Genomic DNA, 18,232 nt, shown 5'->3' with positions numbered 1-18,232 from the left:
TCCGCCCCACTGTAGTGCCGTCGAACAAGCCTTCCGGCTCGCCGGCAGGGCGGGGCTTGTGGGGAAGACGTGTGTTCCGGACAGATGGTTGCCCAGGGGGCGGCGGAGGTGCGCGGCTGCGCCCCGCCCGGTCGCGCGCGTCCCCGCAGCTGATCACGACGATCGGAATCCGCCCGTTCACCGCGCGCAAGCAGGCACTTTTTGGCCCTTAGAAGACCAATCAAGATCACGGAGTGACGGTCGACGGGCGTGTTGTCAGTGGCAGGTGCGAGGATGCACCCAGCACGCATGCGGTGGGGGCGCGCGGTCTTTGTCGCGACGTGCACTAGGGACATGTACGTGCCGACGTGCTCGGGTGCGGCGGGGGAGGAAGCGCAAGAGCGCAGCCCCGGCCGGATTCCCCGGCAGAAGGGACCGTTGACGGCGATGCAGATCCGGCTGACCGTCCTCGGGCCGCGCAGCGGCCACACCACACGGGCCTGCGACGTGCTCGTGACGGCCCCCGCCGGGACCGCGCTGGCGTCGGTGGCCGGCTCGCTCGCGGCCTCGGTGGCCGGCTCCGGTGCGGATATCGGCAGCAGAAGCAGCGGGCCCAACGGCGGCGGCAGCGCCCCCGTCGTGCTGTACGCGGGCACCGAACGGCTCGATCCGCAGCGCGCGGCGATCGGTGAGCCGCCGCTGATCGACGGCGCGGTGCTCTCCCTCCAGGGCCCCGGCCCCGCCCCGGCACACGGCCTGCCGCACGGCCCGGCCCGGCTGCGGGTCGTCTCGGGCCCGGACGCCGGCGGCGTCCATCTGCTGCACGGCGGCCAGATCCGTATCGGCCGCTCCGCCGACGCGGACGTCCCCCTCGACGACCCGGATGTCTCCCGGCTGCACTGCGCCGTGACGGTCGAGCCGGACGGCTCCGTGCTCGTCGCCGACCTGCGCTCCACGAACGGCACCGCCGTCGACGGCACCGACCTCGGCGAACGGCCCACCCCGTTGCGGCCCGGCGCCCTGCTGCGGGTCGGCGAGTCGGCCCTGCTCCTCCAGTCGTCCCCCAGCTCCCCGGACCCGGCATTGCAGGCCACGCCCGACGGCGAGGGGCATCTGCGGATCGCCCCGGAGTCGGCGGGCGGGGCGGAAGCGGCGCGCGGCGCCGGTTCCGGTTCCGACGGCTCCGTGCCGGGCTCCGATGCGGCCGCCGCGGCACGGATCGCGGCGGGTCTCGCGGACGGATTCGACCGTTACGGGGCCGCACACGGCTCGCCCGCGTCGCAGACCGCGTCGTCGTACACCCCGGAAGGCGCATACGCCGGAGTGGCCGGCCCGACGGGGCCGCAGTTCTCCCCGCCGTCCGGGCCCACGGAATCCGGTGCCGCCGTGGTGCAGTGGCCCGCCCCGGAAGGCGACCGGCCCGGCGCATACGCCCCCGGCCACCCCGAGAGCGGCGCACGGCATTCGCGGCCCGGCGAGGCCGACAGCGCGACGCCGGCGGGCCACCCGGCCACCCCGGACTCCTGGGACGGCCCGTACGACCCCTATGGCGCCGAGGTGCGGGGAGCCGGGGACGGCCGGGACGCCATCGCACCCCCCTCCCCCGCTTACGCACCGGGGGGCGGGCCGGCCCGCCGGGACACCCCGCTGCGCGGCACCGCACCGGCCGACGCCCCCGCCGGCCACCCCCACCCCACCGAGCCCACGGACCACGGCCACGGATACGGCCCGCCCCAACACGGCGCCTCGGCGGACGGTTTCCGGCCCGGCATCCGGGAGCGGGCCCAGGACGGATCCCCCAAGCTCTCGGCTCCGCTCGAACAGGGGGGACCCCCATCCGGCGCGCAGGATCTGACGCACGGCGGGCAGCAGGCGCTGGCGCCCGCCGACGCGGTGTCCCGTAAGGGCGCGCGGCGAGGCGGCATCGGCGCCTGGGCGCGGCGGCTGGCCGGCGGCCGCTCCGCGGTGGAACCGGCCGCCGCCCCGGCGCCGATGCCACCGCCGGTCACCGGCCTGACGCCCGAGCCGCCCCCGCCGGCCACCGCAGAGGCCGCCGCGTCCCCGTCGGCCGCCGCACACGAACGCTGGCCGGATGCCGCCGCGATCCTCCTGACGGCGCTCGGCCCGGGCCCCCGACTCTGGGAACGCGGTCAGGACCACCCCGACGCGCTGACCGTCCGGCTCGGGACCGCCACCAAGGCCGGCGGCCGGACCGCCGTGCCCGTCACCGTCGAGCTGCGCCGGGCGGGCTCCCTCGGTCTCGCCGGGCCCCGCGCGCGGCTGACCGGCCTGGCCCGCTCCGCCGTCGCCCAGCTCGCCGCCCTGCACTCCCCCGGCGCCCTCGACATCGTCCTGATCAGCGCGGACCGTGCACGCAGCACCGAAGAGCGGATCGCGGACTGGTCCTGGCTCGGCTGGCTGCCGCATGTCCGCCCGGCGCACGGCCAGGACTGCCGGCTGCTGCTCGCCTACGACAAGGAGCAGGCTTCGGCCCGTACGGCCGAGCTGGTGCGGCGGCTGGACGACGGCCCGCTGGGCCCCGGCTGGCCCAGCGCCGACCGCGCCGAGGTCGCCTCCGCCGCCGCCCGCCACCAGGGCCCGTACACCCTCGTGATCGTCGACGGCGACCTCGGCTCGTCGGCGCTGCGCGAGACCGCGGCCCGGCTGGCGTCGGGCGGCCCGGCGGCCGGCATCCACCTGATCTGCCTGGCGGAGACCCCGGCCGCCTCCCCCGTCTTCCCCCTGGCCTCGACGTACGAGGCGGCCCGGGCGGCGTCGCCCGCCTTCGGCGAATGCGGGGCGGTGGCGGTGCTCAGCGGCGATGTCGCCACCGCGCTGCGCGTCGTGCAGCCCGGCTCCGGGCCGAACGGCACGGTCGCCACGCTGGACGCGGTCTCCGGCGCCTGGGCCGAGCGGTTCGCCCGCGCACTGGCACCGCTGCGCGAGGCTGAAGCCACGGCCACGGTGGGCGGCCGTACGGTGCACCGCGCGACCGTCCCACTGCCCGATTCCGCCCGGCTGCTGGACGAGCTGGGGCTGGCCCGGGCCACCCCCGCGTCCCTGATGGCCCGCTGGGCCGCCGCCATGGACACCGACCGCCCCAGCGCCGCCGCAGTCCTCGGCGCGGGCCCGCACGGCCCGCTGGCCGCCGACCTCGCCGCCGACGGCTCGCATCTCCTCCTGGAGGGCGCAGCGGCCACCGGCAAGACCGAGCTGCTGCGTTCGCTGGCCGCCTCGCTCGCCGCCGCGGACCGCCCGGATCTGCTGTCGATGGTGCTGGTGGACGGCGGCGGCAGCGAGCGCGGCGAGGGCCTGCGGGTATGTACGGACCTGCCGCATGTCACGACGTATCTCGCGGCCTCCGACCCGGTCCGGATGCGGGAGTTCGCGCAGGCACTGTCCTCGGAGCTGAAGCGGCGCACGGAAATACTGGCCGGGACGCCGTTCGCCGAGTGGCGCGCCAAGCATCTGCCGGCCCCGCGGATCATCGCGCCGCGCCGTTCGACCGAAGGCGATGACGGAACGCAGGAACAGATCACTCTCCGTAATCGTTGCCGGAACAAAGGAGGCGACGCAGCGGCGGACTCGTCGAGTACAGGCACCCTGCGCCTACGGGCCGTACCCAGCGGGTCGCCCGCCGAGGACGGCTCGGAAGCTGCAGCGCCGATGCCGCGCCTCTTCGTGCTCGTCGACGACTTCGACGCCCTGGTGTCCCCGGCCCTGGGCAGTACGGGCCGGCCGGCCGCCGGTTCCGTCGTGCGCGCTCTGGAGGCGGTCGCCCGGGACGGTGCGCCGCTGGGCGTCCACCTGATCGCCGCGACCGGCCATCCGGACCGCACGGCCGACACCGCCACCAGCGAACGCGCCGGTCTGCGCGTCCAGTTGGGCGCCGCCGCCGATCCGTCCGAGCCGGTGCCGCCGGGCCGCGGGCGGTTGCACCGGGCGGAGGACGGCTCCTCGACCCCGTTCCAGGCGGGCCGGGTGACCGGCCGGATACCCCGGACGTCCACCCTGCGGCCGACGGTCGTCCCGCTGGAGTGGCAGCGGATGGGCGACCCGCCGGCCCGGCGCCCGCTGCGCGAGCTGGGCAACGGCCCGACGGACCTGGCCCTGCTGGCCAGCGCCCTGCAACGGGCCGCCGAGTCCTCGAAGGCGCCGTCCGCCCCGCCCCTGCTGTGAGCCGAGGACGACACCGGGTAGGTGCCGTGTGCGACACCTCGTAAGCGCCGTGTGCGACACCGCGTACGTGGCGAACGCGGCACCTACCCCGCGTACGTGCCGAGCGCGACACCGCGTACACGCTGCCGTCTGCCGCCCGCCTCGCCACCCGTAACAGCCCCATCACAAAAGCCCAGTTGGCGCGGAACGCGGTATTGCGGCCCCAGTGATCGAGGCGTAGGACTGTCGCACACGACAGCGCCACCGCACGGCACAGCACCACCGCACCTGGTACGGCACGCGGCGACAAGGGGCTACGGGGATGCGCACACGAAACGACCGCACGGCTGCACGCGCCACGGCCTGCCTGGCGGCGGCCGTCGCGCTCTCCCTCTCGCTGACCGCCTGCGGCAGCGGCGGCACGAAGGACGACGGCGGCGACGACAACGGCGGCAAGGGCGCCAGTACCGCCCGCACCGTCCAGCTGCCCCGGCTCGACGGCCAGAAGCTCCAGGTCACCGCGGTCTGGACGGGCGCCGAGCGGGAGAACTTCGTCAAGGTGCTGGACGAGTTCGAGCGGCGCACCGGCGCCAAGGTCGACTTCGTGCCCAGCGGCGACGACATGGCCGGTTTCGTCGGCTCCAAGATCGCCGGTGGCGGCCCGCCGGACATCGCGATGCTCCAACAGGTCGGCGTGCTCAACGAGTTCGCCCGGAAGGACTGGCTCAAGCCGCTCGGGACGGGCGCGAAGGCGCAGCTCGCGAAGAACTACACCAAGGGCTGGCAGGACCTCGGCGCCCACAAGGGCACGCAGTACGGCGTCTACTTCAAGGCCAGCAACAAGTCGCTGGTCTGGTACAACACCAAGGCGTTCGACGACGCGGGCGCACAGGAGCCGAAGACCTGGCCGGACTTCCTGAAGGCGGCGCAGACCATCTTCGAGTCGGGCGTCGCGCCGGTGTCGGTCGGCGGCTCGGACGGCTGGACGCTGACCGACTGGTTCGAGAACATCTATCTCTCCCAGGCGGGCCCGGAGAAGTACGACCAGCTGGCACAGCACAAGATCAAGTGGACTGATCCGTCCGTCAAGAAGGCGCTGACCAGCCTCGGCCAGCTCTTCGGCCGTAAGGATCTGCTCGCGGGCGGCAATTCCGGGGCTCTGCAGACGGACTTCCCGACATCCGTCACCCAGACGTTCAGCGGGGACACCCCGAAGGCGGCGATGGTCTCCTCGGCAGACTTCGCCGCCGCCAATGTCGCCCAGACCAAGGCCAAGGTCGGTACGGACGCCAAGGTCTTCCCGTTCCCTGCGGTGGGCGCCAGGTCCCCCGTGGTGACCGGCGGCGATGTGGCCGTCGCGCTCAAGGACGGCAAGGCCTCGCAGGCGCTGCTGACGTTCCTGGCGTCGACGGACGCCGCCAAGATCTGGGCGCAGGCCGGCGGGTTCATCTCGCCCAACAAGGAGCTGGACCAGGCCGCGTACGCCGATGATGTGATGCGGGAGATCGCCAAGGCGCTGATCGCGGCGGGCGACGACTTCCGCTTCGACATGTCCGACCAGGCGCCCGCCGGGTTCGGCGGCAAGCCGGGCCAGGGCGAGTGGAAGGACCTGCAGGACTTCCTGAAGAACCCCAAGGACATCGCGGGCATCCAGGCCCAGCTGGAGAAGGACGCCGCCAAGTCGTTCGGGCAGTGACGCCGGCGGCTCTGGCTCCGGCACTCACTCCGACCACCTCGACCGGGACCGGGGGACCGTCACGATGAGCGCCTTACCGGGCAGAAAGCCCCGAACAAGAAGAGAGCGCCGCACCGGCACCGAGCGCAAGGGCCTCAGACCCCAGGGCCCCAAGCGCAAGAGCCTCATGGGCACCCGGCCCTGGGTCGCGGCGGCCTTCCTGCTGCCCGCCCTGGTGCTGCTCGGCGCGCTGGTCGTCTATCCCATCGTCTTCTCCGTGTACCGCAGCCTCTTCGACACGTCCGGCGACGGTTTCGTGGGGCTCGGCAACTACGGCGAGATGTTCTCGGACGAGGGCATCCGTACCGCGCTGAAGAACAACGTCATCTGGGTGGTGGTCGCACCGGCCGTGTCGACGGCCCTGGGGCTGATCTTCGCCGTGCTGACCGAGCGGATCCGCTGGGGCACCGCCTTCAAGCTGGTCGTCTTCATGCCGATGGCGATCTCCATGCTGGCGGCCGGGATCATCTTCCGGCTGGTCTACGACCAGGATCCGGAGCGGGGCGTCGCCAACGCGGTGTGGGTGAGCGTGCATGACACCTTCGCCGAACCGGCGCCGTTCCCGGGTGCCAAGCCGCGGCCCAACGCGGACCTCAAGCCGTCCGGCGGCGGCGCGTTCACCACGAAGACGGCCGTACGGGCCGTGCCCCAGGGGTCTCCGGCGAATCTGCCGCTGGTCGCCGTTCAGCAGGACGACGTACGGGACGCGGAACCGGCGGCCGCAGCCAAGCCGCGGCCGGGCAGCATCACGGGCACCGTCTGGCTGGATTTCACCCGCGGTGGCGGCGGCCGGCTCAACGTCATCGACGGAAACGAGAAAGCCCTGGCGGGGCTGAAGGTCGAGGCGGTCAAGGGCGGACAGGTGGTCGCTTCGGCGACGACGGCGGCCGACGGGACGTACGCGCTGCCCGCCGACAAGGCCGACGGCGCCCTGCTCAGGCTCCCCGCCACGAACTTCGCCGCGCCCTACCACGGCGTCGACTGGCTCGGCCCGGTGCTGGTCACGCCCGCCATCATCGGCTCGTACGTCTGGATGTGGGCCGGTTTCGCGATGGTGCTGATCGCGGCCGGTCTGGCGGGCGTACCGCGCGAGCTGCTGGAGGCGGCGCGGGTGGACGGCGCGGGCGAGTGGCAGGTCTTCCGCCGGATCACGGTGCCGCTGCTGGCGCCCGTCCTGGTGGTTGTGCTGGTCACCCTCATGATCAATGTGTTGAAGATCTTCGACTTGGTCTACATCATCGCGCCCGGCTCCAGCATCAGGTCCGCCAATGTGCTCGCTCTCCAGCTCTTCCAGTCGTCGTTCGGCACGGACGTCGACGAGGGCCTGGGCAGCGCGATCGCCGTATTCCTGCTGCTGCTCGTGCTGCCGGTGATGTACGTCAATCTCCGGCGCATACGGAAGGAGCGTCGCCGATGACGACCGTGGAGGGTGCCATTCCGGGCGAGCGCAGGGCCGGTGCCGGCCGCGTACCGGCCAAGCAGCCGCTGGCCACCCGCATCGCGGCCCGGACCGGTGGCGGCGTGCTGCGGATCTTCCTCGTCCTCGTCGCGCTCTTCTGGCTGATGCCCAGTGTCGGGCTGTTGCTGTCCTCACTGCGCAGCCCGCAGCAGATCGGTGAGTCCGGCTGGTGGCAGGTCTTCAGTCAGCCGGCGCAGATCACGTGGGACAACTACAGCCAACTGCTGGGCAACGAGAAGGTGATGGGCTCGCTGCTGACCACCGCGGCGATCACCGTGCCGGCGACGGTGCTGGTGGTCGTCATCGGGTCGCTGGCCGGCTACGCCTTCGCCTGGATGGACTTCCCCGGCCGCGACGGCTGGTTCATGGCCGTCGTCGGGCTGCTGGTCGTCCCCGTCCAGGTGGCGCTGATCCCGGTGGCCAAGCTGTTCGGTGCGGTCGGGCTCTTCGAGACGACGGCCGGGGTGATCCTCTTCCATACGGCCTTCGGGCTGCCGTTCGCGGTGTTCCTGCTGCGGAACTTCTTCGCGGAGATCCCGCGTGAGCTGCTGGAGGCGGCCCGGCTGGACGGGGCGGGCGAGCTGCGGGTCTTCACCCGGGTGGTCATGCCGCTGGGCGGCCCGGCGATCGCCTCGCTCGGCATCTTCCAGTTCCTGTGGGTGTGGAACGACATGCTGATCGCGCTGATCTTCGCGGACAGCGGGAATCCGCCGGTGACCGTCGCCCTTCAGCAGGAGGTGCGGCAGTTCGGCAACAACATCGATGTGCTGGCGCCCGGGGCGTTCGTCTCGATGGTGGTGCCGCTGATCGTCTTCTTCGCCTTCCAGCGGCAGTTCGTGTCCGGTGTGATGGCCGGGGCGGTGAAGTGAGTCCGGCGCGGTCAAGTGATTCCGGCGCGGCCCGGTAAGTCCGGCACGGCCCGGTAAGTCCGGCACGGCCGAGTGGGTCCGCGCGGCGAGGCGGGAGAAGGCGCGCTGACGTCGGAGACGTAAGAGACATGTGAATCCCGGTCCCGCCGGGCTCCGCGCCATCTTCCGTTCACTTTTCTCCCCCTACGATGCGACCGATGACGGTCACCCCGTGACACGCATGGTGCGGCGGGGCCCGTGCGGCGCCCTGCCCCGATGGGACACCTCCCAGGCCCTTGAGGCCATGGAGGAGGGCCGCGCCCGTGCGCGACCGGCCACGGCGCCGGCCGCATCGACAACTGCAGAAATGCCAGAGCGACAACTGCAGAAACTCAGCAGACATCCCCGCGTCGCCACATCGCCATAGATTCCCGACCGTCTGGAGACGGACCGCACATGACTGCCCTCACCGCAGACCAGAGTGCCGAACAACTCCCGTGCCCCACCCGGCTGTCCGATGTCAAAGGCTGGTTCTTCACCGCTGACCAGCTGCTCTTCGACTGGTTCCTGGCCCATCAGGAGGACCGGTCCGAGTCGGGCGACCTGCTGGAACTGGGCGCGTACATGGGCAAGAGCGCGATCTTCCTCGGGGCGCGGCTGCGTGCCGACGAGCGGTTCACGGTCTGCGATCTCTTCGACTCCCCCGCCGAGGACGCCTCCAACTCCAAGGAGATGAAGAAGTCCTACGCGACCCTGACTCGCCGTGCTTTCGAGGCCAACTACCTCTCGTTCCATGAGGAGTTGCCCAGCATCGTCCAGGGTCTCAGCTCGATCGTCCGCGACCATGTCGAGGACGACACGGTGCGCTTCGCGCATATCGACGCGTCGCATCTGTATGAGCATGTGCACGGCGACATCCTGGCGGTCCGTGAGCTGCTCACCGAGAACGGCGTCGTCGTGATGGACGACTACCGCGCGGAGCACTGCCCGGGTGTGGCCGCCGCGACCTGGCAGGCGGTGGCCAACGAAGGCCTGCGCCCCATCTGCATCACCGGCACCAAGTTCTACGGGACGTGGGGCGACCCGGAGCCGCTGCGGAAGGCGCTGCTGGAGTGGCTGCAGACCCGCAAGGACGTCTGGCACGAGGTGCAGTACGTCAATGACGCCCCGCTGATCCGGCTGAGCGCCAAGGGCGCCAAGGAGCCCGCGCACCCGGTCTCCCGCCACCGTGCCCGCGCGACGGAACGTCCGGCGGCCCGGGCCCCGAAGGCCTCCGCGGCACGCCCGGCGCCCGGTCCGCGCCGCAGTCCGCTGCGTACCGTCGCACGGAACGTCCTGCCGCCGGTCATCACCAAGGCGATCGTGGCCGCCCGTAAGAAGTCCCGTACGGCGGGCCGCTGACCAACGGGTGCGTGGGCCGGTGTTCCGCCGGTCCACGCACCGCGAGCCAGAAGGCACATCGGGCTTACTCGTCTAGTGCCTCGGCACCTGCCCCACCAGCACGAACGCATTGCGGCGCAGCAGCTTCCCGGCCGGGCGCGGCAGCGGGTGGGAGTAGGTACGCCGTACGGCGAGCCCGGCGGACTCGGCGAAGGCGCGCAGCAGTGTGAAGTCGGTGAAGCGTCCCATCAGTCCAGCCGGGTCGCCGCGGTGCCCGGCCTCCTGCGGGGTGATCAGTACGACGGCGCCGCCGGGCCGGACGTAGGGGAGGTAGGCCCGCAGCAGGCCCTCGACCTGCTCATCGTCCAGGTGCTCCAGGACGTGCGCGGACAGCAGCGTGTCGAAGGCGCCGGGCCGGGCGTGCGGGCTCGCGAGGAAGGCGTCGGCCGTGTAGGCGGTGAGGCCGCGGTCCCGGCACAGCTCCACCGACCGCGGGTCGTGGTCCACCCCGACGCTGCCGGGTGCGCACCCGGCGAGTGTGCCGCCGGTGCCGCAGCCGATCTCCAGCACCCGCCCGGGGCCGATCCGTCGCAGGTGCCGGCGGTAGGACGGGCGGCGTCTGACGGGCAGGGGCCGCGTGGCGCCGGCGCGTTGTGGGGTCGGGAGCCGGGCGGTGGACGCGTGTGGCGCGGTGGCGCTGGCGTCCGCGAGGTGCGTGGCAGGCGCCGCGTCGTCGACGGCGGGCGCGGCGGCTTCGGGGCTTTCGGCGGCTGAGCTGGAGGTTCGGCCGGGCATCGGGTCGCCTCACCTTTCCTGGGAGCACGAATTTCCCACCACGGTCTACGGCATCGGGCCGGGCCGCGCGCTCACGGCGCGCCGACCCGCCCGCGGCCACTCCCCGGCATGGCGGCGGCCCCTCCGAGCGGCCCCGGCCCGTCGTCGTACGGGCCGCCGCGCTTCCTCACCCTTTCAGCGCAGAACCGGTGACCGCGTCGCCGATGGGCGAGTTGAACGGCCCGTCCCGGGTCTTCGAACGGACCCGTCCCTGTTTTCGGCTGTCCGGAAAGGCCTGGTCCGCACGTATGAAGCCTCGGCTCACGGTTGTCGTCCCGGTCCATCGCATCGAGGGTTCCGAGCGGAACGCGGAGGAGTGCCTGGAGTCGGTGGCGGCGCAGACGCTGACCGAGCTGGATGTGGTGATGGTGGACGACGGGTCCGGAGCGGGGTCCGGCGAGGGTACGCCGGACGAGTCCTCGGAGCCTCCTGGGCTCGTCGGGACCACCGGAGGCTCCGCCCTCGCCCGCCGGTTCGCCGACCGGGACCCGCGGTTCCGGATCGTCCGTCATACCGGCGGCCACGCCCCCGGGGCCGCGGCCGTTCCCGGCACCGGTGCCGCCCGCAACACCGGTGCCCGGTACGCCTATCCGCACACCGACTACCTCGCGTTTCTCGACCCCGACGATGTGCTGCTGCCGCGCGCGTACGAGGACCTGACCGGCCTGCTGGACAGGTCCGGCGCGGACTTCGCGACCGGCAACGTCTACCGGCTGGGCGCGGACGGCCGTAGCCAGTCCCCGTACCACCCCGCCGCCCGCGGCACCGCGCTGCGCACCCACATCACCGAAGACCTCACCCTGCTCTCCGACCACTTCGCCCGGAACAAGGTGTTCCGCCGCACCTTCTGGGACCGGCATGAACTCGCCTTTCCTGAGGGCGAGTTGTGTGAGGACGCGGCGGTGACGCTGCCCGCGCACTTCCTCGCCGACGCGGTCGACGTCCTGCACGAGCACGTCTGCTACTGGCGCCTCCCGGAAGGGCCGGTCCGCCACCGCCGGATCGACGTCCAGGGCGTACGGGACCGGTTCGCGGCGATCGCCGGCGTCCGCCGCTTCCTCACCGACCCGGCCCGCACCCGCCGGCGCGGGTACCTGGACGACTACGACCGGTCGGTACTCACCGACGGGCTGCCGGAGCTCATCGAGGCGCTGCCGGCGGCCACGCCGGAGTGCCGGACCGCGTTCCTGGAGGGCGCCCGCGACTTCCTCGCCCGGGTCGACCCGCGGCTGTTCCCCGCGCTCCCCGTGGAGCTGCGGATGCGCTGGTATCTGGTCCGCGCCGGACGGCTCGCGGACCTGCTCAGGCTGCTCGCGCACGAGGCACGCAACCCGGCCGGCTTCAAGGTCACCGGGCCGCCACTGCGCAAGCGCGCCGTCCTGCCGCTCTCGCCGCCGCTCGATCTGCCGCCGGGCGTGACCCGGCTGGAGCGTTCCGACTTCCCCGTGCGGGCCCGGGTCCAGGAGGCGGTGTGGCGGGACAGCGCGCTGCTACTGCGCGGCTGTGCGTATATCCGCAACCTGGACGCCGCGACCCGGCACGGCTACCTCAGGACGGCGGTGCTCGCGCAGGGGCGGCGCCGGATCCTGTTGCCGCTGCGCCCGGTGGCGATGCCGGAGGCCACCGCCGAATCCGGTCAGGAGCAGCACTGTTACGACTGGTCGGGCTTCGAGGTCACGCTCGATCCGGGCCGGCTGCGCAGGGGCGGGCGCTGGGAGGAGGGCGACTGGACGGTCGGAGTGATCGTCGCGTCGGCGGGGGTGGTGCGGGCCGCGGCGCTGCGCGCGTCGGACAGCGGGTCGGGCGCGGCGCCGTGCGCGTACGAGCCGGGCGGGGACGGCGGCTCCGATGACGATGCGGACGTACGGATCACGCCCTGGTACGCGGACGGGCGGCTGCGGCTGTCGGTGGAGCGGCGCACGCGCCGGCTGGCCGGACGGCACTCGGCGGCGGCCGGCGCGCTGGATCTGACCGTCACGGCGCCCGGCCCGGCCCCGGTGGCCCTGCGGCTGACGCACCAGGGCACGGGCACGGTCGTGTCGTTCCCGGTGGAACGCGGCGAGGTGACGCGGGACGCGGCGTATCCCCGGGCGGACCGGGAGGAGGCGACACACCGTCAGCTCCCCGGACTCCCCCGCCTCACCGTCCGCGTCCGTCTCGACGCGCTCGCCGCCGCGCGGCCCACCCGTGACGGCGCGCCGCGGGCGATCCCGCCCGCGGACACCGAGACCTGGGCGCCGGAGCTGGTCCTGCCGGACGGCGGCACGGATGCCATCGCGTGCCCGCCCGCGCTCGCGCCCGTCGCGTATCCGCTCTCGCCCGGCCGTGAGCTGGTCGTGGCGGCCACCGCGGCCGGGAACCTCGTCCTGCACGACCGCACCCCGCAGCCGTTCCTGGACCGCGTCATCTGGCGGGCGGACGGCACGCTGCTGGTGGCGGGCACGTTGCCGGACGCCGCGCCGCACGCCACCGAACTCGTCCTCAAACACGCGGCGCACGCCGCCGAGGCGGCCTTCCCCGCCACCCACGACGACGGCCGATTCCACTGCGCGCTGCCGCTGGGCGCGCTCCCGTCGCTCGCCGGGACGGTACCGCTGCGCGAGGGCCGCTGGACGCTGCATCTGCGCGAACACGGCGCGGCCGGCTCGCCCCTGGACGCCCCGGTCCGCTTCGCGCCCACCGTCTTCGAGGGGCTGCCCGCCTCCCGTACGGTCCACGGCAAGCCGCTGGTCCTCGACCGGCACCGGCACGACGAGGCGTTCGTGGCGGCCGGCCCCGCGGTGCCCGCGACGGACCGCGGTCCCTACCGCCGCCGGGTGCTGCGCGAACAGCACTACCCGCTGCACCGCACCCGTCCGCTGCGCGACACCGTGCTCTACAGCAGCTTCGGCGGCCGCGCGTACGGGGACTCGCCGCGCGCCGTGCACGAGGAACTGGTGCGCAGGGGGCTGGATGTGGAACATCTGTGGGCGGTGCGCGACGGGCAGGCCGCGGTGCCGGGGACCGCCCGCGCGGTGACGGTGGGCAGCGCCGAATGGCACGGCGCGCTGGCGCACAGCCGCTGGGTCGTCGCCAACACCCACCTGCCCGCCTGGTTCACCCGCCGCGACGGGCAGACGGTCGTCCAGACCTGGCACGGCACCCCGCTCAAGCGGATCGGCGCCGACCTGGCCGGCACGCTGTGCGCCGGACTGTCCCATCTGGCGCCGCGGCCGCGGCTCAGCCGGCAGTGGAGCGTACTGCTGTCGCCCAACGCGCACAGCACACCGGTGCTGCGCTCCGCGCTCGGCTACTCCGGCGAGCTGCTGGAGACCGGACTGCCGCGCACCGACGCCCTGTTCGCCGCCGACCGCGACCGGGCCACGGCGGCCGTACGGGCACAACTCGGCATTCCGCCGGGCAAGAAGACCGTGCTGTACGCGCCGACGCCGCGCGATGATCTGGCGTACGACGCGGGACACCACCGGATGCATCTGCCGCTCGATCTCGATACGGCCCGGCGGGCGCTGGCCGACGATCACGTTCTGCTGGTCCGCAGCCACCCTCTGGTGGCCGACCGGCTGCCGGCCCACCATGCGCCGTTCGCCCTGGACGTCTCCGCCCACCCGGACGCCACCGAGCTCCTCATGGCCGCGGACGTCCTCGTCACCGACTACTCCTCCCTGGCCGCCGACTTCGCGAACACCGGCCGCCCGATGCTCTTCCTGACGCCCGACCTGCCGCACTACCGCGACACCCTGCGCGGCTTCACCCTCGACTTCGAGGCCCGGGTGCCGGGCCCGCTGCTGGCCTCGACCGGTGAACTGATCGACGCGCTGGGCGACTTGGATGCCATCGCGGCGGCCGGCGAGGACGCGTACGCGGACTTCCGGCAGACCTTCTGTCACCGGGACGACGGCGGTGCGGCGGGCCGGGTCGCGGACCTGCTGACGGAATAGGCACGTTCCTGCAGGCGGAGCGGGCGCCGGGCCGGGCGCGGGCGATTGCGCGCATTTCGGCACCGCCCGTATCGGCATCGTGCGGCGGTCGCGTCGTTACAGCATGTGCAGGCGTCCTCACGGACCTGCACACCCGAGCCCGGCATTCCGGTCTGTCACGAGAGGGCAATGACGTGGAAAACCGTGGCGAAGGGGGCAACCGCGCAGCGGGATTCACCCTCCTCCCAGAGGAAAAGGGACCGGATCCCGCTCGTGCCAAGAGATGCTGTCGACACGAAATGTAGATGTAGTGACTGTGAAAGAAGCCCTTGAGCCGCAGCCTGGGCCCACCATCACGCCAACCGCTCAGGTCAGCATCGTCGTCATCGCCTTCAACGATGCTGTCCATGTCTCCGATGCGGTGCGTTCCGCACTCGCGCAGGGGACCTCTGGGGAGATCGTCACCGAAGTGATCGCGGTGGACGACGCCTCCACCGACGGCACCGGCGCCGCCCTGGACGCCCTCGCCCGTACCGAGCCGCGGCTGCGGGTCCTGCACCGCACCGAGAACAGCGGCGGCTGTGGCACCCCGCGCAATGACGGGCTGCGCGCCGCCACCGGGCGCTTTGTGATGTTCCTGGACAGCGATGACGTGCTGCCCCCGGGTGCGGCCGAGGCGCTGCTGGCCGCCGCGCTCCGGCACGACGCCCCCGTGGTGGCCGGCGCCTGCGTACGCCGCGAGCTGCCCGCACACCGCGACGTCCCCTGGCAGCCCGCGCTCTACCGCGAGGCAGCGGTGCACGGCTCACCGGAATCCAGCCCCCAGCTGGTCCGGGACACCCTCTGCGTCAACAAGCTCTACGGCCGGGCGTTCCTCACCGAGAACGCCATCGCCTTTCCCGAGGGCCGCTTCACCTACGAGGACTTCGTCTTCACCGCGCGGGTGCTGGCCGCGGCCCCACGGATAGTGACGATCCCGCACCACGTCTACATCTGGCACGTCCGCCGGGCCGCCGCCAAGCAGTCCATCTCCCTCGACCGCAAGGACGTCACCAACTGGCAGGCGCGGATCGACGCGCACCGCACCAGCGTGCGGATCTTCCAGGACGCCGGGCACAAGGCGCTGGCGCACGCCGCGAACACCAAGTTCCTCGACCATGATCTGCGGATGTACGTCCGTGAGCTGCACACCCGCGGCGCGGACTACCGGGCCGAGTGGTGGGGGCTGACCCGGGACTACCTGGCCGGCTTCGACGAGGCCGATCTGCGCGCGGCGCGCGCCCCGGCCCGCTGGCTGGCCCGGGTCGTACTGGCCTCCCCGGCGCCGCGCGACCTGGAGCGCCTCACCCAGCTCGCGGCCCGGCCGGGCCGTCTGCTGCCGCCGTACGCGGAGGCCCGGGGCGGCGCGGTGTGGTCCGAGGACCTGCCCGAGGTCGAACTGGACGCGCTCGGCACCAAGCCGATGCACCGGCTGCCGGTGACCATCGACGCGGAGCCGGTCATCGGCGCCCGCAGCGTGCTGCGGCTGCGCGTCCACGACATGTACGGGCGCCTGGCCGCGGCCGAGCCGCTGAGCATCGACATCGAGCTACGGCGCCGTGCCGACGACCGGCGCGGCCCGGTCCACACCGCCGCGCTGACGGCGTACCCGGCCCCCTCCGCTTCCGGCGCCTCCTGGACCGCAGAGGTAGTGCTGGATCTCCCGGCCCTGCTGGAACGTGGCGGGCCCCGCCGACGCTGCGCCGACCCCGAGCCCTGGGACCTGATGGCCCAGGTGAGCTGCGCGGACGGCGCCAGCTTCCGCGCCTCGCTGCGCGCGACGGGACCGGGCCTGCGCCGCCGGGTGCTGCCCAACCGGCGGCACCTCCTGCTGCTGGTGCAGCCGTACGCGACAACGGGCGGCGCGCTGTCCCTCCGGGTCGCGTCCGGCCTGCGCAGCGTGTGGCGCATCGCCGCCCGCCGCCTGCGCCTCTGAGCCGCTCCCCACCTCCTTCACCCCTTCCCTTCCACCGAGCCTAGGATTGGCGCTATGTCTTACTTGATCACGGGTGGTGCCGGGTACATCGGCGCCCATGTCGTACGGGCCCTGCGACAGGCGGGCGAGACGGTCGTCGTCCTGGACGACCTGACATCGGGCGTACGCGCCCGGATCCCCGCGGACGTCCCACTGATCGTCGGCTCCACCCTCAACCGCGCGCTGCTCGACGACACCATCGCCGAGCACGGCATCACCGATGTCGTCCACCTGGCCGCCAAGAAGCAGGTCGGCGAGTCCGTCGAGATGCCGCTGCACTACTACCGCGAGAACGTCCACGGCCTCCAGACCCTCCTGGAGGCGATGGCCGCGGGCGGCGTCGGCCGCTTTGTCTTCTCCTCCTCGGCCGCCGTCTACGGCATGCCGGACGTCGACCTGGTCACCGAGGACACCCCCTGCGCGCCGATCAACCCGTACGGCGAGACCAAGCTCGTCGGTGAGTGGATGGCCCGCGCGGCCGGCCGGGCGCACGGCATCAGCACCGCCTGCCTGCGCTACTTCAACGTCGCCGGCGCGGCCACCCCCGAACTGGCCGACACCGGGGTCTTCAACATCGTCCCCATGGTCTTCGAGAAGCTCACCGAGGGCGCCGCCCCACGTATCTTCGGCGACGACTACGACACCCCCGACGGCACCTGCGTCCGCGACTACATCCATGTCGCCGACCTCGCCGACGCCCATGTGGCGGCCGCCCGCAAGCTCGCCGAGCCGGGTCCGGTACGCGATCTGACCCTGAACATCGGCCGCGGTGAAGGCGTTTCGGTACGCGAGCTGATCGATCTGATCACCGCACTCACCGGCCACGAGGGCGTCACCGCCGAGGTCACCCCGCGCCGCCCCGGCGACCCGGCCCGGGTGGTCGCCGCCGCCGACCGCATCACCGGGGAACTGGGCTGGAAGGCCCGTCACGACGTCCGCGACATGATCACCTCGGCCTGGGAGGGCTGGCAGTACCACCATTCGGCACGCTGAGGACCGGCGGTGCCCGGCCGTGCGATGCCCCGCTGCCCCGGGAAATCACTCCACTCACCCGCCGAGCAAAACAGACAATTGAGATATTTGCCGTAAAGTGAGGTCTCGCTGATCTTGTCGTAGCGCCGGCGGGGCAGGGAGAACGCGGCAACAGTGAGACCGATCATCAGGCGCCTGGCCGCACCGGGGCTCGCGGCACTGCTGTCCATGGGGGCGTACTGCCTGGCGCTGGCGCTCCACGGCAGCTATCCGTTCGGCGCCCGCTCACGCGCCGTCAACGACCTGGGCAATCAGTTCGTCCCGTTCCACGCCCGGCTGTGGGACCTGCTGCACGGCACCACCAGCGGCGATCTGTTCTTCAACTGGAGCAGCGGCTACGGCGTCCCGTTCCTGGCCGACTTCTTCAGCTACCTGATGAACCCGTTCTCCTGGCTCGTCGGGTTCTTCCCGCGCGCGCTGACCGACTTCCCGGTCTTCCTGGTCACACTGCTCAGCATCGGCCTCGCCGCCGCCCTGATGGCCGTCTTCCTCGGCCGGCTGCGGCCCGGCCCGGCCTGGCTGCGGGCGCTGCTCGCGGTGGGCTACGGCCTGTGCGGCTGGGTGGTGAACGACGGTCACGCGGACCCGATGTGGATGTGGGGCCTGGTCGCACTGCCGATGACCGGCATCGCCGCCGACTGGTGTCTGCACCGGCGGCGCTGGGTGGCCGGCACCCTGCTCATCGGCCTCTCCTGGGTCGGCAACTTCTATACGGCGGCGATGGCCACCCTCGCGATGGTGCTGGTCCTGGGCCTGCGGCTGGCACTGGCCACCGGCCGCCGACCGCAGTCGGCCGGCGCGGCCCCGCGGCGGGGGCGCGCGGGGCCCCCCCCGAAACCGCGGGGGGGGGCCCGCCCCGCCCCCCCCCCCCAACCC

Annotated in this window: 10 protein-coding genes; 9 read left to right on the top strand and 1 reads right to left on the bottom strand. The window is 72.9% G+C overall.

The window, feature by feature from the left end; all coding sequences use genetic code 11:
* Nucleotides 1-426 precede the first annotated feature (426 nt).
* The 5 genes from AB0I10_RS12670 to AB0I10_RS12650 all read left to right on the top strand — a co-directional run bounded on the left by AB0I10_RS12670 (nt 427) and on the right by AB0I10_RS12650 (nt 9,580).
* The gene (locus AB0I10_RS12670) at nt 427-4,158 is read left to right on the top strand and encodes an FHA domain-containing protein (protein ID WP_363152526.1); all 3,732 of its coding nucleotides are present in this window, start codon (nt 427-429) and stop codon (nt 4,156-4,158) included.
* A 301-nt stretch (nt 4,159-4,459) separates the two neighbouring features.
* On the top strand, nt 4,460-5,833 hold the full coding sequence (locus tag AB0I10_RS12665; RefSeq protein WP_363152415.1) for an ABC transporter substrate-binding protein: 1,374 nt from the start codon (nt 4,460-4,462) through the stop codon (nt 5,831-5,833).
* A 166-nt stretch (nt 5,834-5,999) separates the two neighbouring features.
* Nucleotides 6,000-7,289: a sugar ABC transporter permease gene (locus tag AB0I10_RS12660; RefSeq protein ID WP_363152525.1), complete on the top strand. Its 1,290-nt coding sequence runs from the start codon at nt 6,000-6,002 to the stop codon at nt 7,287-7,289.
* Nucleotides 7,286-8,200 carry a carbohydrate ABC transporter permease gene (locus AB0I10_RS12655; protein ID WP_363152414.1) on the top strand — a complete coding sequence of 305 codons (915 nt, stop codon included), beginning with the start codon at nt 7,286-7,288 and terminating at the stop codon, nt 8,198-8,200. The genes AB0I10_RS12660 and AB0I10_RS12655 overlap by 4 nt, the downstream gene beginning before the upstream one ends.
* Nucleotides 8,201-8,635: 435 nt before the next feature.
* On the top strand, nt 8,636-9,580 hold the full coding sequence (locus AB0I10_RS12650; RefSeq protein WP_363152413.1) for a class I SAM-dependent methyltransferase: 945 nt from the start codon (nt 8,636-8,638) through the stop codon (nt 9,578-9,580).
* Nucleotides 9,581-9,652: 72 nt separating this feature from the next.
* On the opposite strand, the gene AB0I10_RS12645 is transcribed toward AB0I10_RS12650, so the two are convergent.
* Nucleotides 9,653-10,354 (bottom strand): class I SAM-dependent methyltransferase, encoded by a 702-nt coding sequence (locus tag AB0I10_RS12645; RefSeq protein WP_363152412.1) that lies wholly within the window; start codon nt 10,352-10,354, stop codon nt 9,653-9,655.
* A 287-nt stretch (nt 10,355-10,641) separates the two neighbouring features.
* Here AB0I10_RS12645 and AB0I10_RS12640 point away from each other — a divergent pair, with 287 nt between their 5' ends.
* The 4 genes from AB0I10_RS12640 to AB0I10_RS12625 all read left to right on the top strand — a co-directional run.
* Nucleotides 10,642-14,331, top strand: a complete 3,690-nt coding sequence (locus AB0I10_RS12640; RefSeq protein ID WP_363152411.1) for a CDP-glycerol glycerophosphotransferase family protein — start codon at nt 10,642-10,644, stop codon at nt 14,329-14,331.
* Between the two features lie 295 nt (nt 14,332-14,626).
* Nucleotides 14,627-16,285 (top strand): glycosyltransferase family 2 protein, encoded by a 1,659-nt coding sequence (locus AB0I10_RS12635; protein ID WP_363152524.1) that lies wholly within the window; start codon nt 14,627-14,629, stop codon nt 16,283-16,285.
* A 54-nt stretch (nt 16,286-16,339) separates the two neighbouring features.
* Nucleotides 16,340-17,317, top strand: a complete 978-nt coding sequence (gene galE, locus AB0I10_RS12630) for a UDP-glucose 4-epimerase GalE (protein WP_363152410.1) — start codon at nt 16,340-16,342, stop codon at nt 17,315-17,317.
* 153 nt (nt 17,318-17,470) lie between these two features.
* Nucleotides 17,471-18,232: YfhO family protein (locus AB0I10_RS12625; protein ID WP_363152409.1), on the top strand; the 762-nt coding region annotated here is incomplete at its 3' end.

It is taken from the genome of Streptomyces sp. NPDC050636, assembly GCF_040654775.1.
Taxonomy (GTDB): Bacteria; Actinomycetota; Actinomycetes; order Streptomycetales; family Streptomycetaceae; genus Streptomyces.
This window is presented reverse-complemented; position numbering and strand designations above follow the sequence as displayed.

Bases quoted from the DNA above. Each gene is read 5' to 3' on its own strand.
- AB0I10_RS12640 (WP_363152411.1), top strand. From the start codon at position 10,642: ATGAAGCCTCGGCTCACGGTTGTCGTCCCGGTCCATCGCATCGAGGGT.
- galE (WP_363152410.1), top strand. From the start codon at position 16,340: ATGTCTTACTTGATCACGGGTGGTGCCGGGTACATCGGCGCCCATGTC.
- AB0I10_RS12660 (WP_363152525.1), top strand. From the start codon at position 6,000: ATGGGCACCCGGCCCTGGGTCGCGGCGGCCTTCCTGCTGCCCGCCCTG.
- AB0I10_RS12655 (WP_363152414.1), top strand. From the start codon at position 7,286: ATGACGACCGTGGAGGGTGCCATTCCGGGCGAGCGCAGGGCCGGTGCC.
- AB0I10_RS12665 (WP_363152415.1), top strand. From the start codon at position 4,460: ATGCGCACACGAAACGACCGCACGGCTGCACGCGCCACGGCCTGCCTG.
- AB0I10_RS12670 (WP_363152526.1), top strand. From the start codon at position 427: ATGCAGATCCGGCTGACCGTCCTCGGGCCGCGCAGCGGCCACACCACA.
- AB0I10_RS12645 (WP_363152412.1), bottom strand. From the start codon at position 10,354: ATGCCCGGCCGAACCTCCAGCTCAGCCGCCGAAAGCCCCGAAGCCGCC.
- AB0I10_RS12650 (WP_363152413.1), top strand. From the start codon at position 8,636: ATGACTGCCCTCACCGCAGACCAGAGTGCCGAACAACTCCCGTGCCCC.